The organism is Geminocystis herdmanii PCC 6308 (genome assembly GCF_000332235.1).
Lineage (GTDB): Bacteria > Cyanobacteriota > Cyanobacteriia > Cyanobacteriales > Cyanobacteriaceae > Geminocystis > Geminocystis herdmanii.
This window is the reverse complement of record NZ_CM001775.1, coordinates 2,553,976-2,568,011: the sequence shown is the minus strand read 5'-3', so window position 1 is coordinate 2,568,011 and position 14,036 is coordinate 2,553,976. Positions and strand designations below refer to the sequence as shown.

At 34.2% G+C, this 14,036-nt stretch carries 15 protein-coding genes and 1 pseudogene; 6 read left to right on the top strand and 10 right to left on the bottom strand.

Features of this window, described 5'->3' with window-relative positions; all coding sequences use genetic code 11:
• Nucleotides 1-224: 224 nt before the first annotated feature.
• Complete coding sequence (locus tag SYN6308_RS12795) at nt 225-629, bottom strand: hypothetical protein (RefSeq protein WP_017294844.1); 405 nt, start codon at nt 627-629, stop codon at nt 225-227.
• An 86-nt stretch (nt 630-715) separates the two neighbouring features.
• Between SYN6308_RS12795 and SYN6308_RS12790 the strand changes: the two genes are divergently transcribed.
• Nucleotides 716-1,411, top strand: a complete 696-nt coding sequence (locus tag SYN6308_RS12790) for a DUF3318 domain-containing protein (protein ID WP_017294843.1) — start codon at nt 716-718, stop codon at nt 1,409-1,411.
• 106 nt (nt 1,412-1,517) lie between these two features.
• Here SYN6308_RS12790 and SYN6308_RS12785 read toward each other — a convergent pair whose 3' ends face one another.
• A complete protein-coding gene (locus SYN6308_RS12785; RefSeq protein ID WP_017294842.1) occupies nt 1,518-2,600 on the bottom strand; it encodes a metallophosphoesterase family protein in 1,083 nt (360 codons plus the stop codon).
• Nucleotides 2,601-2,637: 37 nt separating this feature from the next.
• Between SYN6308_RS12785 and trmB the strand changes: the two genes are divergently transcribed.
• Nucleotides 2,638-3,288 (top strand): tRNA (guanosine(46)-N7)-methyltransferase TrmB, encoded by a 651-nt coding sequence (gene trmB, locus SYN6308_RS12780; RefSeq protein WP_026102054.1) that lies wholly within the window; start codon nt 2,638-2,640, stop codon nt 3,286-3,288.
• A 75-nt stretch (nt 3,289-3,363) separates the two neighbouring features.
• Here the strand turns inward: trmB and SYN6308_RS26080 are convergent.
• Both SYN6308_RS26080 and dapF read right to left on the bottom strand, forming a co-directional pair.
• Nucleotides 3,364-6,250 (bottom strand): annotated as a pseudogene (locus SYN6308_RS26080) (DNA methyltransferase).
• Between the two features lie 100 nt (nt 6,251-6,350).
• Nucleotides 6,351-7,190: a diaminopimelate epimerase gene (gene dapF, locus SYN6308_RS12770; RefSeq protein ID WP_017294840.1), complete on the bottom strand. Its 840-nt coding sequence runs from the start codon at nt 7,188-7,190 to the stop codon at nt 6,351-6,353.
• Between the two features lie 32 nt (nt 7,191-7,222).
• Between dapF and SYN6308_RS12765 the strand changes: the two genes are divergently transcribed.
• Nucleotides 7,223-7,432, top strand: coding sequence for an Hfq-related RNA-binding protein (locus SYN6308_RS12765; protein WP_017294839.1), 210 nt, complete (start codon nt 7,223-7,225; stop codon nt 7,430-7,432).
• Nucleotides 7,433-7,445: 13 nt separating this feature from the next.
• Here the strand turns inward: SYN6308_RS12765 and SYN6308_RS12760 are convergent, their stop codons facing one another.
• The 4 genes from SYN6308_RS12760 to SYN6308_RS23430 form a co-directional block, all read right to left on the bottom strand.
• The gene (locus SYN6308_RS12760; RefSeq protein ID WP_017294838.1) at nt 7,446-7,757 is read right to left on the bottom strand and encodes a DUF1825 family protein; all 312 of its coding nucleotides are present in this window, start codon (nt 7,755-7,757) and stop codon (nt 7,446-7,448) included.
• Between the two features lie 104 nt (nt 7,758-7,861).
• On the bottom strand, nt 7,862-8,743 hold the full coding sequence (gene crtR, locus SYN6308_RS12755; protein WP_017294837.1) for a beta-carotene hydroxylase: 882 nt from the start codon (nt 8,741-8,743) through the stop codon (nt 7,862-7,864).
• Nucleotides 8,744-9,131: 388 nt separating this feature from the next.
• Entirely contained in the window at nt 9,132-9,992 is an 861-nt protein-coding gene (locus SYN6308_RS22410; RefSeq protein ID WP_017294836.1) for a S1 family peptidase, read from the bottom strand.
• Between the two features lie 66 nt (nt 9,993-10,058).
• Nucleotides 10,059-10,817 carry a COP23 domain-containing protein gene (locus SYN6308_RS23430; RefSeq protein WP_017294835.1) on the bottom strand — a complete coding sequence of 253 codons (759 nt, stop codon included), beginning with the start codon at nt 10,815-10,817 and terminating at the stop codon, nt 10,059-10,061.
• Between the two features lie 168 nt (nt 10,818-10,985).
• Between SYN6308_RS23430 and SYN6308_RS12740 the strand changes: the two genes are divergently transcribed.
• The gene (locus tag SYN6308_RS12740; protein ID WP_017294834.1) at nt 10,986-12,164 is read left to right on the top strand and encodes a glycoside hydrolase family 10 protein; all 1,179 of its coding nucleotides are present in this window, start codon (nt 10,986-10,988) and stop codon (nt 12,162-12,164) included.
• 42 nt (nt 12,165-12,206) lie between these two features.
• On the opposite strand, the gene SYN6308_RS12735 is transcribed toward SYN6308_RS12740, so the two are convergent.
• Nucleotides 12,207-12,524 carry a putative quinol monooxygenase gene (locus tag SYN6308_RS12735; protein WP_017294833.1) on the bottom strand — a complete coding sequence of 106 codons (318 nt, stop codon included), beginning with the start codon at nt 12,522-12,524 and terminating at the stop codon, nt 12,207-12,209.
• A 151-nt stretch (nt 12,525-12,675) separates the two neighbouring features.
• Here SYN6308_RS12735 and folK point away from each other — a divergent pair, with 151 nt between their 5' ends.
• Nucleotides 12,676-13,161 (top strand): 2-amino-4-hydroxy-6-hydroxymethyldihydropteridine diphosphokinase, encoded by a 486-nt coding sequence (folK, locus tag SYN6308_RS12730; RefSeq protein WP_017294832.1) that lies wholly within the window; start codon nt 12,676-12,678, stop codon nt 13,159-13,161.
• An 82-nt stretch (nt 13,162-13,243) separates the two neighbouring features.
• Nucleotides 13,244-13,462, top strand: a complete 219-nt coding sequence (locus SYN6308_RS22400; RefSeq protein ID WP_017294831.1) for a hypothetical protein — start codon at nt 13,244-13,246, stop codon at nt 13,460-13,462.
• A gap of 4 nt (nt 13,463-13,466) precedes the next feature.
• Here the strand turns inward: SYN6308_RS22400 and SYN6308_RS12720 are convergent, their stop codons facing one another.
• Nucleotides 13,467-13,940, bottom strand: coding sequence for an SH3 domain-containing protein (locus tag SYN6308_RS12720; protein ID WP_017294830.1), 474 nt, complete (start codon nt 13,938-13,940; stop codon nt 13,467-13,469).
• Nucleotides 13,941-14,036 lie beyond the last annotated feature (96 nt).

The window sequence follows — 14,036 nt, the reverse complement described above, 5'->3', positions numbered from 1 at the left end:
AATGATTTTTGCATCGCCACATTATCTTATCAACAATTAGTTTATCACCTTTAGAACCATTTAAAAATTAATTAGGCGTTGCTTCATAGTATTTTGATGAGGGGAGGCGATAGGTTTTAGGTTTTAGGTTTTAGGTTAAAGATCGAAAAATCAAGATTTTAAATTTTTGTATAGATAAAGTTATACAAAATTATTGTCTGTGAAAGTCGATCGAACTCTCTATTTTAATCAAGAAATTTGTTTAAATAAGTAAGCCATTTAATCGCTAAATTAATATCTGTAAAAGGTATATTTATTACCTCATTATCTGTTAAAATAAATTGTAAATTTCCCTCTCCATTATCAGGGACTCGATCGAGATCAATCACTTGATTTTTAACAGTTACATTCATTTTAGTGATATTATTTAAAGAAAAAGTGCTTTCATTAATTATGCCCTTATTACTCGGTTTTCCCCATGTAATTAAATCTCCTTTTTTTCCTAAAACCGCATAAATATCATACTTGGCATTGTCGAATTGTTGCGCCCAAAGTTGATAAGCCTCAACTTTTTGATACTCTTTTTTACCAGTCCATGCTAACCAAATAAAAACTATTAGCAAAGGCAACCATAATAAACCACGTTCCATGTTAAAATTGTCAACTAAAATTAAATAAGACTACCATAGAATAAAATTAAGCATATCAAAAATAGAGATCAACTGAGAATAATTATATGACATCTTATACAACTTCCTCCGCTAGAGCCGAAATGAATGAATTGAGAAGACTCAAAACTCTACTTCCCCCAGAGTTGCAAAGTTGGGTTATGATTGAAGCGTCCACAGAAGTTAATCCTCCTTTAATCCGTACGGAAGAATTAGGTAAAGATGAGATTGAGATTCAAATTGATTTGACAAAATGGGAAAATCTCGCTATTGATCAACGTAATTTGATGTTTTGGCATGAAGTAGCTCGTGTTCAGAATGATACTATTCCCAGAGAAGGTTGGGAAATGGCAGCGTTGGCGATTGGTTTGGGTGGTGCTGTAGGCGAGTTGTGGGTACAAGATGGTTTATTGTTATTGTTAGCTTTGGGTTTGTGTAGTATTTCTGGTTATCGTCTCTGGCAAAAAAACAATGGTGAGAAAAATCTGCGAGATGCCATCGAAGCTGACGAAAAAGCGATTATTATTGCTACTCGTTTTGGTTATTCTATGAAAAATGCTTATCAAAGTTTAGGTAGTGCATTTAAAACTCTTATTGAACAAACTCCGAATCGTAGTCAACGGAAAAAATATGAGGAGCGTTTACAAGCGTTACGCCGTAGTGCGGCTAAAGCGAAACAAAAACAAGATCAACCTATGGAAAATCAACCCTTGAAAACTCCTCCAGTTCGATCGAGAAGTAGTGCTAGAATGAAAAACATTTAATTAGGAGACAGGATTTAGTACATCTTTTAAAGATATTAATTATCATTCTGACTGAAAGGAAGAATCTCAAAATGTCAATCCCATCATGGCGACTACTATAGTTAAATTATCCTAATCTGATCAGATTTTTATTGTCAATGGCTTGGGGTTTTCCTTCATCATCAATCGCACCAAATAACTTAAAATATTGATTTACATGGGGTGGTAATTGGGGAAAATCAAAAGTCTTGTCTCCATGCGCTATGTCTGCCCATAAATTTTTTAATAGAGGTGCGTATTTTTGCGCTTCTGTCAAGGGTAAATTAAGGGGAGGGCAAGTTAACATTTTTATCATAAAGGGAAACGATCGATCTGCTGTCCACTGTTTAGAAAAATCGGCTAAATTTTCCATGTCTGGCAGTTGGGTGATATGATGGGATTCGATCGAAAGTTGATTATCCTTCAATTCTAAGATACGGTAAGGATGAGGATAGGTAATTAATGAACCAGTGGTAATTTCATAAATGCCCTTATAGGTAGAAATATCTTGAATGTGTAAATGTCCAGTAAAGATAAACTTAACTTGATATTTGTCCAAAATTTCCAACAGTCGAGAAGCATTATCTAACATATACCGACACCCCAACACATGGTTAGATTGATCAGGTAAATGCTCAATCACGTTATGATGAATCATCACAAAAACTAACTTATCCGTAAGTTGACTCAAGGTATCTTCTAACCAGATAAATTGATTTTCCGTTAAACAACCCAACTGCCTCCCTTCCTCCTCAAAATGATTAGAGTTTAACGCCACTAACTGCAATCCTTCCCCTAAGGCACAAGTATAGTCGAAACTCTCAGGGTTTTCATAGCCAAATTTTTGATAATAGTAAGGAAAATCTTGAAAGGCGATCGAACTTTTGTTACCCTTTAAACTAGGCACATCATGATTACCCGGTATCACATAAACAGGATAGGATAAAGTCTCTAGTTTTGCTTTTAACCATTGATGATTAACTATTTCTCCATCTTGAGTTAAATCTCCCGGCAATAACAAAAAATCCAGATTAAGGGTGTTTAAATGTTGTAAAACTACTTCTAAGGCTGGTATGCTGAATTGGGTTAAGTGAAAACGGTTAGCATTATTATCTATGGTTTCAGGTAAAGCTATATGTAAATCACTGGCGATGGCAAAACGTATATTCATAGTTCAAATCAACTAATAAACAAGGAGGGATAACCCATTGGCAAGAGTGAGAGTGCGTCAACACGTCAATCCATTAAGTAACAGGTATCAACAATCAATCTTTATCCCAGATTGGAGTCAAGTATATTCTAATCTATCTTTACCCTTTCATCTCGATTTAGGTTGTGCTAGGGGGCGTTTTTTATTACAAATGGCGCAGGAAAATCCCCAGAGAAATTATTTAGGGGTAGAAATTCGGGAGGCTTTAGTCACGGAAGCCAATGATATAAAAGACGAATATAATTTGACAAATCTTTATTATGTATTTGGTAATATCAATCATTCTTTAACAAATTTATTAGCTTCTTTACCCCCTAATAGTTTAGAATTAGTTACTATACAATTTCCTGATCCTTGGTTTAAGAAAAAGCATCAAAAAAGGAGAGTTGTGCAATCTGAAATAGTAGAAATTTTAGCTCAATTTCTATCTCCAAAAGGACAAGTATTTTTACAATCAGACATCAAAGAAGTAGCCCAAGAAATGCTCGATCGATTTCTCGAAAATCCTCATTTTTCTCCCTTAAAATCAGAAATTTGGATTAGTCAAAACCCTTTAGAAGTGATGACAGAAAGAGAAATCGCTACCATAAACAAAGGAGAACCGATTTATCGTACAATTTTAAAAGTTACTAATAAAGATAATAATTAACTGTCATTGCGAGGTACGAAGCAATCTCCAAGATACTTTCGCTTTACTACGTTTTACTCAGTATGACATTTTTCTCTAATTTTCTCTTTCAGAAATAGCTAAATTTAAGTTTAATAATTGCTCTAAAATATCCTCATTTTCATCGAAATTATAGGCTTTCATTACTAACTTATCTAACTGTTGATGAAGCTGATATAATTTACTATTAGACTCATGAAAAAAGACATTATATAACTGAGTAATTCCCCATTGTTTTTTATTCATTTGTTCTGTTCTATAATCGTGTAATTCCATCATTTTATCCCTTATTTGTTGCACAATTTTATTACTCCCCTCGCCCTTACTAAGAAAATTTGATCCCCCTAAATCCCCCTTACTAAAGGGGACTTTTTCCGTATTATTCTCCTCTTGATAAGGCTCTTTTTCTGTCTTATTCCCCCCTTTTAAATGCTCTTTTTCCATCTTATTCCCCCCTTGATAAGGGGGGTTAGGGGGGATCGGAAATGGGAATGTTTCAAAACAAGTAGTATTAGTATATCTTGTTCTATCTTCTAAAGTTGATGATTGAGCCTTAACCCAAATACGATGGATTTTTGAGGTTAAAATACCTAATATATAAAAATCATCGGAAGCAACAATACAGTTTAAATCACCTGCTAACCATTCAGTTTTAAAAGGAATAAATATCGCCCATTTAGACACTCTAGGCACAGCAAAACACATGGATAAATCTTTAATAGCCTTTCTTAAATTAGGGCGAGGTGCGAATAATTGCCACCAAATTTCTCTCGCTCTTTTTGCTCTATTATTCAACCTTTCAGGCTTAACATTTTCTTGAATATACTGAAAAGGTAACTTATAATCACTAGCAGATTCAAGACTTAAATCATTAAAATCAATAATCCATCTATCAGGTTTTCCATGAGGATTACTTGCTAAATTATTTCCCATAGAAAATAGTTTAATTACTTCTTTATTTTTACTATCTTTGGCGATAAATTCTTGAGCTTGTTTTTCAGTAATAATAAAGCCTTTTCCTACGGGTAAAACTCCTTGAAAACAGATATTTTGATTTATCTTTAATTTTTTAGCTTGAGTAACATCTATTTCCGAAGTGAGAGAGGAATTAATACTATTTACTGAATAATTATCTAAGATATAACTATTAGGAATAATTTTACACCAATTAACAATACTAACATGAACATTTGCCTCCCCTGACCATTCTTGAGTAGAAATTGCCTCGTGAATATAGCCCTTATTTTGCATAATATAATCGAGGGAGACTTTACGGCTTTTTCCCTGAGAAATAGAGTTAGTCGCTACTAATCCCGCCCTGCCATTTTCTGTTAAATTATCATGGGCAATTCTAAACCAATAACTACAAAAATCCACTGAATCTTTAACATCATTAAACTTACTAAATATTTTCTCTACATATTCATCGCTTAAATTTAATCTCATGTGTTTTCCTCCTAAAAAGGGGAGGATTTCCGATAATTGCATCGGCTTTTATCCAGTCACTAAATAAAGCATCTGTACAAATTATGTTATTATCTAAACTGTCTAAAGGTAACGCAGGTTCGGTTAAATTAAACTTGTCGATCGCAACTTTTCGGGCTATCATTAAAGTAACTTTTGCTAACTCTACTGCAAAGGGGTTTATATCCATACCATAAAACTGATTTGGAGTCACAAAACTCATATTAATTTGTTGATTGTTACCCTTAGTTTTATCCTTAATTTTGTCTAATAATAACTGTTCAATTCTCTTTAATTCTTGATAGGCAACGTAGAGAAAATTTCCACTACCACAAGCAGGATCGAATATTTTATATTCTTGTAATTGGAGTTGTAAATTAGTTAAATCTTTAACAGTATTTGCACTGTCTATTAAATCCTCCCAATATTTACTAATGGTAGGGCGCACAATTTTCATAATATCCGCTTCGGAGGTATAGTGCATTCCGTAGCTATGTCTCTCTTTGGCGTTGACTGTGCCTTCAAAAATATTTCCAAAGATGGCAGGGCGAATTTTACTCCAGTCTTGCTTGGCAACGGTTTCGAGGATTTCTAACTCTGGCTTGGTTAACTCAATGGCTTCCACTGTGGCAAATAAACCGCCGTTAAAGTATTCCACTCCTTGATATTTACCTGTAGGAGTGACTCCTTTGTTATTCATTTCACGGAATAAACCCCCTAAGACATCGTAACTGTTAGCGCCTTCTAAGCATTCTTCCACGCAACGGATAAAGAGACTATCGGGTAATAATCCCCTATCTTCGGCAAACATTGCCAAGACGCATTGGAGGATAAAGCGTTGGATTTTGAGGGTTTGATTTGCCCCTAAATCCCCAAGAGTGGGGACTTTTTCCGTTGTCACTCCCCCAGAATTGGGGGTAGGGGGGCGAAAATTAAGTCTTTGTTGCAGGATTTGGAATAATTCCCCTAGTCGTCTCCCTGCTTTTTCGGTAACGTCAACTTGATTGTTATTAAAGATGGGTTTACTTTCTACCCTTGCCATGAAGTTAAAGGCGGAGTAGCGTTTGCCTAAGTCTTCGATCGAAACTGTATCTACAGGTTCATCTAATTGTAAGTCAAAGTCAAAAATCCAAAATTCATCAAAGTTGCATAATATCACATAACGAGGACGATTTGGCACTAAGCTTGACCAATACTCGAAGGCTTGGGCATAATGTTTCGATAAGTCCTCCCCTCGCTTTTTCATCTCAATCAGTAGCTTAGGTTTCCAGACTAAATCAGCAAAACCAGTATTTTTCTTTTTGCTACCCTTTTTAATAGCTTCTTCGTATTTTGCCCCAGCTTCCAATGCACCATCATAACCGAAAGCCTGAAAAAATCTATCTAAGAATATCTGCGCTTCTTTCCTTTCTTGTCCAGTTATATGTTGTTGACAAAAGGTAATAAATTTTTCGAGGTTATCTTGATGGTTGTCTGTCATGGAAAGGGGTATAAAGTAGTTTGTATTGTATTAGGTTAACATAATTACCTATAAAAAAATAAAAATGTCATACTCAAAACAACTCCCCCTATTCTGGCTTTTAAGGGTTAAAAGTACCTGAAAAAACTTTCGTAGCAGGACCTGTCATGTATATATGATTGTCTTTATCTGACCATTCTATCTCTAAACATCCGCCGGGTAATTCCACAGTAGTAGTTCGATCGCACTTATTATTTAAGACTCCAGCCACCACAGTAGCACAAGCTCCCGTACCACAAGCGAGGGTGATTCCTGCACCTCTTTCCCAGACTCGCATTTTTACATAATTAGAATTGACTACTTCAATAAATTCTGTGTTGGTTTTTTGGGGAAAGACGCTATTATTTTCAAATAAAGTACCTATGGTGGTTAAATCAATGGAGGCAACATCATCCACAAAGACTAAACAATGAGGATTGCCCATACTGACACAACTAACAAAATATTCTTTACCATCCACTACCAAGGATTGATTAATCACCTTATCTTCTTTCTCTGCTAAAGTAGTGGGGATTTGTGAAGGTTTTAACTGAGGTTGCCCCATATCCACTCTAACTTGCCCGTTGCCTTGAATAGTAGGGCAAATTAAACCTGCTAAGGTGTTGATTTTGTAGGTTTTGCCGATGACTTCTTGTCCTTCTAATTCTGTGATAAACTGAGCAAAACAACGAATACCATTACCACACATTTCAGGCTCTGAGCCGTCACTGTTAAAGATTCTCATGGTATAATCAGTATCGTCTGTACCGGGTAAAACAAATATGACTCCATCGGCACCAATGCCAAAATTTCGATGGCACAATTTAACGGCTTCTTGGGGAGAAATCAAAGGTTCAGCCGTAGCTAAATTATCAATTAAAATAAAATCATTGCCTAAGCCATGATATTTGGTAAACTTCATCATAAAATCAGAATTAATAATAAATAATCAATATGACCGTATTTAATACAGGCTTTCCTAGTGTACGACAAATACAAACTTTTATCAAAAACAAAACTTCTGTAGAGATAGCTTTAAGTACAAGTCTAACCTTAGATGGTGTTATTTTATGGCAAGATCAAAATTGTATTTGTTTATCTAACAGTAGTAAAGAAAAATTTTTGATTCCCCACCATGCCATTGTTTATCTTAAAAGTCGCTAAGTAAGGCTATGGTTTAAATTTCTTTTTTCATTCTTTCTAAGGTTAAGTGCATTTGCTGAAACATTTGCTCAGGAGTTGTACCAAATTGACTTAATTGGGTTTTTAATTGTTCGATCGTCATTTTAGCCATAAAATCCTCTGATAATTCAAATCTTTTCATGAAGATACGATACCTTTCCATCATATCTTCCATTTTATCAATAAAAATTTTTTTGCCTTCTCGATCGAACTTGCCAAATTCACTACCTAATTGAGTCAGTGACTGATAATCTTCAAATAATTGCTTTGCTTCTTGTTGTACTACCTCAGAATCAAAAAATCCCATTTTTACCTCTTGATGTGCAATTCTATTCTTATTATATAAAATTAAGGTGACTGACGAGGTAGGGAAATTTCGACTTAATATCTCCTATCTCCTCTCTGTTTTGATTAATGTTTTTCGTGTAATCTAATCCCTAAAAAGAGATCATACATAAAACTCCAAAAGTTTTTACCCTTAAGTAAGTCTAAAGATTGATCACATCCTTTCTCATCTAATAAAGATTTGGTAGCATAATAGGCAGGTTCATATTTATACCAAGGAATAGAAGGCCATAAATGATGAATTAAGTGATAATTCTGTCCGAAAATTAGGAGATTTAAGACTTTACCCGGATATACTCTAGCATTTTTCCATCGATCGCGCTCTTTAAAAGGACGATGGGGCAAATAGTCAAAAAATAAACCTAATGCAATACCTACTACTAAAGCAGGTACAAACCAAAAATTCATCACATAACCGATAAAACCGTAGTGAATACCTAAAAAAACCACCGTAAAAAGAAAGGCTCGACTTAAAAACCACTCTAAAAGCTCATATTTACGCCATAATTTTCTCTTAAAGAAAAAAATCTCATGATAGAAAAACCTAGCGGCAATCATCCATAAAGGGCCTCCTGTGGACACAAAATGATCAGGATCGTTTTCTGGATCATTTACGTTTGCATGATGTTGTAAATGAACCCTGGTAAATACGGGGAAGGCAAAACCTAACATTAAGGCGCTACCATGACCGAGAATAGAGTTGATAATTCGATCGCTATGGGCGCTATTATGGGAAGCATCATGAATAACTGTTCCCGACATATGTAAAGCTAAGACATTGGCACAAAAACATACCCAATCCACCCATCCCCATAAAAAATAACCAATGGTGGAAAATGTAATTAATAAGATAGCAGTAATAAACATTAGCACGTTAGGATTAAAACCTCCCGGTGCTTTAAGATATTCTCTGGGTACTGATGTCAACACAGGTGAAACCGACTGCATTGTTGTTATAAGCTCCTTTTGCAAAATCTGAATCAATAATTTTTTTATTATGGTAGTTTACAATATTTTGCTCTCAAGGTAAAGATTTGTAAATAGGAGTTACTGAAAAAACCTGAGTGAACCATAAAATTTTAGATAAGGGTAGGAGATAGGAGATAGGAGACAGGAGATAGTAGTAAAAATTGATTTAAACTTATGTAAAATTCATTTTTGGCAATTATTTACTTTTGTTTAATTATTTTCTTTGACTAAAATTTGAACAGTTATTACTCAATAACCCTTATTTTAAAAGGTTTTTAATCTCGAACTCAGGTGAAAAAATATTTTGATCAAGCAGTTGATTTGATCTAGGGTATTGTTGTTATGTTGACTTAGAAAAAACTAATTTTCAGAATTTATCGGCTAATTCTGGGGCAAATTTGAGAAAACTGGCAATGGGAATTGCCCAACTGGAATGACTCATTTCTGCTTTTTTTTGTGGGTTTGCCATCGAGCCATCTTCAAATATATAAGGATTACCCCAAGCGGGATATTTATGTCTGCCATTAATACCAATAATTTGTCCTTTTGAGTTTAATAAAGGACCTCCACTCATGCCTTTTTTTATATCATTACTATAGCCAATTTGATAACCGCCTCGAAAAGATAAATCACTGATTAAATTAATTTTTCCAGTGGTAAAAGTTAATGTCTCATTCTCTAAATTATTACTTGATGTATAGATAAAACCTGCTCCATAAACGACCTCATCGATCGAGGGAAATGGAACTTTAGAAAGTTCTGCAACTTGATAATGATTTAGGGTGGTAAACTCTAAAATTCCTAGATCATAGTTTTGAAAATTATAATTATTAACTTTTTTTGCTAAGTGAATTTTACCGTCTGAAGTTTTAATTTTATACGCATTATTTTGCTTACCAAATAGTAAAACATGATCGTTAGTTAATACTCGATAAGTGTTATTTTTTCGATCGATAATAATGCCCGAACCTGAATTTTCTCCCGATAATACTTTAACGGTAATTCGTTGGGCATAGCCTTTAATTTCTTCTTCTTTAAACTCCATAGAAGTATCTATATTAGAATCGGAATTTAGAGTTATAGTCTTTGTTTGATCGTATTGGGAAACAGGGATTTCTTGACATTCAATTTGTGTGTCAATACTTTGAACTGGGAGAAGATATTGAGTAAAAATACCACTCCCAAAACAAATTAAACCAAATAACCCCGTTTTCACTATTTTTTTCATTATTTTTTTGATCGATCGTCACAACAATTAACAATTAGCTCCCTAATCCTCTACTTAGTACTATGCTTACCATGCTCTACGAGGTAATGTAGTAGGTGTTACGGTGGGAATATTAATCTGAGGAATTGTCACAGAAGGAACGGGAGACACAGAAGGCACAGGGGAAACACTAGGAGCTGGGGAAACAGTTGGGGCAGGAGAAACAGTTGGAGCGGGAGAAACACTAGGTATATTTGTGTTTTTGTTGTCAGTGCCAAGATTTTGTGAGAAATTGTTTTGAAGTTTAGGAGCTGTTTGAATATGTCGGGTTAAGTTGAGGGCTAAAGAACCATCTGAGGTTCTGCTTAGATTACTTCTTTTAAAGTTATTGAGTATGTTAGAAGAACCATTGAACTGCATAGAGGGACCTCCTGCACCGTCTCTGGTGTTATCAATTTCTTGTAGTACTTGAGCTGGATTTTGATCAGGGCGTAAAGTTAAGAGAATATTACGACCATTTTGATCGCAACTCATACCAGCACAAATAACGTTATAATTATTAACTCGTCCCGTGACTAAATAATCAGGTTGAAATTGATTCATTCTTTGGGTAACTTCTAAACATCTTTGTACGGGAGTATAGGGTCCTTGAAAATAGGTACTTCTCCATTTAAAAATTTCGACAACTCCTCCTTGAGTTTCCACATAGGTTGTAGGAATATCTTGATAATCTGCACCACATTGAAATTGAACTGATTGCGCTTGACTGGGAGGAGCAAAACTCATAAATCCGCCTAACATAGAGCCTGTAATGAGAGTAAGAGCAGTATTTTTTGTAATTTTCATAATTTTTATTTAATTATATTTAAGGTTTGAATAATCTCGATCAATTCGATCGAGTTTGTTATATAGATTCAATTTATTTTCAATTGTTCCCATTATGGGTAAATCCTTCATTTTATTGATTAATTGCTATAGTTATGATGTTTTAATTCTGCATCCTCAATTATTACTATGAAATTCCTGCGATTAATTTTTCTGTTTTTTGTTACTTGTATTTTTATTTATAGCTTCAGTCAATTTTCCCACAGTCAATCCCTAAAAAATAGGGAAATTCGAGGGGTTTGGTTAACCAATATTGATAGTGATGTTTTATTTTCTCAGGAAAAAACCAAAAGTTCGATCGAAACTTTACACCAATTAAATTTTAATACCGTATATCCTGCGGTATGGAATTGGGGTTATACCTTATATCCTAGTCAAGTGGCAAAAAATATCACAGGAATCAAAATTGATCCCACAGAAGGATTACAAAACCGAGATTTATTAGCAGAAATTATCACCGAAGCCCACGATAAAAAAATGGCGGTGATTCCTTGGTTTGAGTTTGGATTTATGGCGCCTGCGGATTCACAATTAGCGAAACTTCATCCCGAATGGTTAACAAAAAGACCTGATGGCAGTACTATTTGGTTAGAAGGAAATGTCCATGAAAGAGTGTGGTTAAATCCTCTTAATCCTCAAGTACAAAGTTTTATCTCCGATTTAATCTTAGAAATTGTGACTAAATATGATATTGATGGTATCCAAGTTGATGATCATTTTGGTTATCCTTCGGAGTTTGGCTATGATGATTATACTGTCGGATTATATCGTCAAGAACACAATGGAAAATTACCGCCTTTAGACAAAAAAAATCCTGAGTGGGTACAGTGGAGAGCAGACAAAATTACTAATTATATGGAGACTTTATTTCACTTAATTAAAAAGGTAAAAAATAATGTAATTGTATCGGTATCCCCTAACCCTCAAGAATTTTCTAAAAATGAGTTTTTAATGGATTGGGCAAAGTGGGAAAGAAAGGGTTTAATTGAGGAATTAATTGTCCAAATTTACCGTAATAATATGGATTCTTTTAATAGAGAATTAGCTCAAAAAGATTTACAATTAGCTAAAGATCATATTCCCACAGCTATCGGTATTTTATCTGGTTTAAAAGGTCGATCGATCGGCTTTGATTTAATTAATGAACAGGTTAATTCTACAAGGGAAAAAGATTTTTCTGGAGTGAGTTTTTTCTTTTATGAAAGTTTGTGGAATTTTGGACCTGAAACAGTACAAGAAAGACAATCTTCTTTTCAAAATTTGTTCTCTCAAAAGCTCGATCGATTGACTATTTACAATAAATCTTAAAATTATTAGACTAAATTCAAGCTAAATTTTACTGGATAAAAATTAATTTAAACCCGTAGAATAATGGGCTACATCATAAATTTTTATATCCGCAGTAGTTTCGATTAAATCAGCAAATTCATCTAATAAAGGGATAATATAAGGTTGTTTTAAATGAGACATTAAGGCTTCCTTATTTTCCCATTCTTCAAAATAAAGAAAGGAGTTAGGAATACCCACTTCTTCAAAAAAAGCATAACTGATATTACCAGATTCTTGACGAGTTGGTTCAAGTCCTGCCATGGCTAATTCTAAAAATCTTTCTCTTTTTTCGGGCTTGATTTTATATCTACCTGCTAACACGATAAATGGATTACTCATTTCGATCGAATTTAATTAATAATTATGGATTATATCAAATTTGGATAATTAGTTATAAAAGCATTTAGTTATAATCTTCATAATAAATCTCATTTTTAATTTTTTACCCTCATCAAGATAAAATTATTTTCTTGTTTACTATATATTGAGTATGAATAGTTCGATCGAACCTAACAAAGAGAAAAATTATTGTGCCATTGCCTTGGGAAGTAATTTAGGAGACAGTTTAAGTATTCTCAACGACAGCGTGAATAGACTAGTAAATAGTGAAGGAATTGAGGTTATTTTGCGTTCTACATGGCATAAAACCAAGCCGATGGGTCCCCCCCAGCCTGATTATTTAAACGGTTGTATCGTCATCAAAACCAGTTATTCACCCCAAGAATTATTAATGTACTTAGGCTCGATCGAACAGGAATTTGGACGAGAAAGAAAAGAAAGATGGGGGGCTAGAACTTTAGATTTAGATATAATTTTTTATAATGATGTAGTGATGAAAACTGATAAATTAGAAATACCTCATCCCAGAATGAGAGAAAGGCTTTTTGTGTTAATACCTTTAGCGGAAATAGCACCCCAATGGATTGATCCCATCACAAAATTAACCGTAAGTCAACTTTTAGATTTATGTTTATAATAGTAAGTTTTATTAATGGCTCGATCGTTATTGATGCTATCTATATCAAAAGTTAAAATTAAAGCAAATTCAGGCGGAAAAAATGAATCAGATTATCGAAGTTAATATTGCTGATGTCTTATTAAGACTTGAGGCAAAAATGGACAAGTTAGAAGGCAAAATAGATCAAGTTTCAAAAGAATTGTCAGACTTTAAAACAGAGATAAAAACAGATATTGGGCGACTTGATGAAAAGGTAAGTGGTATTAGTAAGCGTCTGGATAATTTAGCTCGTTATCTTTTCCCTAACGTTACTTTATAAACCTTTATTCATTGATTTTTTCTACGTTACCCGACTTAACCCAACCTTCTTCCCCACTATTAGGAAGACGGACTTTTTGCCATTGTTTATCGTCACTGGTGCTTAAAATAATAATTTCAGCATTGTAACCTACTCCTCCTACTCTTTCCGCACTGGTATTAGGTTCAGCCCTTAAACTTAAGCCTGTTGACCATGTAACCTTTGCCTTATATGCTCCAGCAGGTAATTTTTCTGTCTCCGAAGGAGAATCTTCTTTTTTGGCTTCCTCTGGTTTCGGGGATTCTTCTTTTTTAGCTTCCTCTGGTTTAGGAGTTACTTTTTTTTCTGGGGTAGATTTTTCTTCCGTAAACAAATGTTTAGGGGGATTTGTCGCTACACTGGTTAAGAAAAAATAAGCCCCTCCGGCGATTCCAGCACCAAATAAGATAATACCTAAAAAGAAACCAACAATAAATTGGAAAAAGCTAGATGGACTCATAATTCACTAATCTAAATTACGCAGAAATTATAACACCTCCCTAAGAATTTCCCCACACTTGTTTAATATTTTCGGAGAAAACAAACTGTGGGAATC

Coding starts and splice junctions, on each gene's coding strand:
- SYN6308_RS12795 (WP_017294844.1), bottom strand. CDS start 629: ATGGAACGTGGTTTATTATGGTTGCCTTTGCTAATAGTTTTTATTTGG.
- SYN6308_RS12790 (WP_017294843.1), top strand. CDS start 716: ATGACATCTTATACAACTTCCTCCGCTAGAGCCGAAATGAATGAATTG.
- SYN6308_RS12785 (WP_017294842.1), bottom strand. CDS start 2,600: ATGAATATACGTTTTGCCATCGCCAGTGATTTACATATAGCTTTACCT.
- dapF (WP_017294840.1), bottom strand. CDS start 7,190: ATGAAGTTTACCAAATATCATGGCTTAGGCAATGATTTTATTTTAATT.
- SYN6308_RS12765 (WP_017294839.1), top strand. CDS start 7,223: ATGACCGTATTTAATACAGGCTTTCCTAGTGTACGACAAATACAAACT.
- SYN6308_RS12760 (WP_017294838.1), bottom strand. CDS start 7,757: ATGGGATTTTTTGATTCTGAGGTAGTACAACAAGAAGCAAAGCAATTA.
- crtR (WP_017294837.1), bottom strand. CDS start 8,743: ATGCAGTCGGTTTCACCTGTGTTGACATCAGTACCCAGAGAATATCTT.
- SYN6308_RS22410 (WP_017294836.1), bottom strand. CDS start 9,992: ATGAAAAAAATAGTGAAAACGGGGTTATTTGGTTTAATTTGTTTTGGG.
- SYN6308_RS23430 (WP_017294835.1), bottom strand. CDS start 10,817: ATGAAAATTACAAAAAATACTGCTCTTACTCTCATTACAGGCTCTATG.
- SYN6308_RS12740 (WP_017294834.1), top strand. CDS start 10,986: ATGAAATTCCTGCGATTAATTTTTCTGTTTTTTGTTACTTGTATTTTT.
- SYN6308_RS12735 (WP_017294833.1), bottom strand. CDS start 12,524: ATGAGTAATCCATTTATCGTGTTAGCAGGTAGATATAAAATCAAGCCC.
- folK (WP_017294832.1), top strand. CDS start 12,676: ATGAATAGTTCGATCGAACCTAACAAAGAGAAAAATTATTGTGCCATT.
- SYN6308_RS22400 (WP_017294831.1), top strand. CDS start 13,244: ATGAATCAGATTATCGAAGTTAATATTGCTGATGTCTTATTAAGACTT.
- SYN6308_RS12720 (WP_017294830.1), bottom strand. CDS start 13,940: ATGAGTCCATCTAGCTTTTTCCAATTTATTGTTGGTTTCTTTTTAGGT.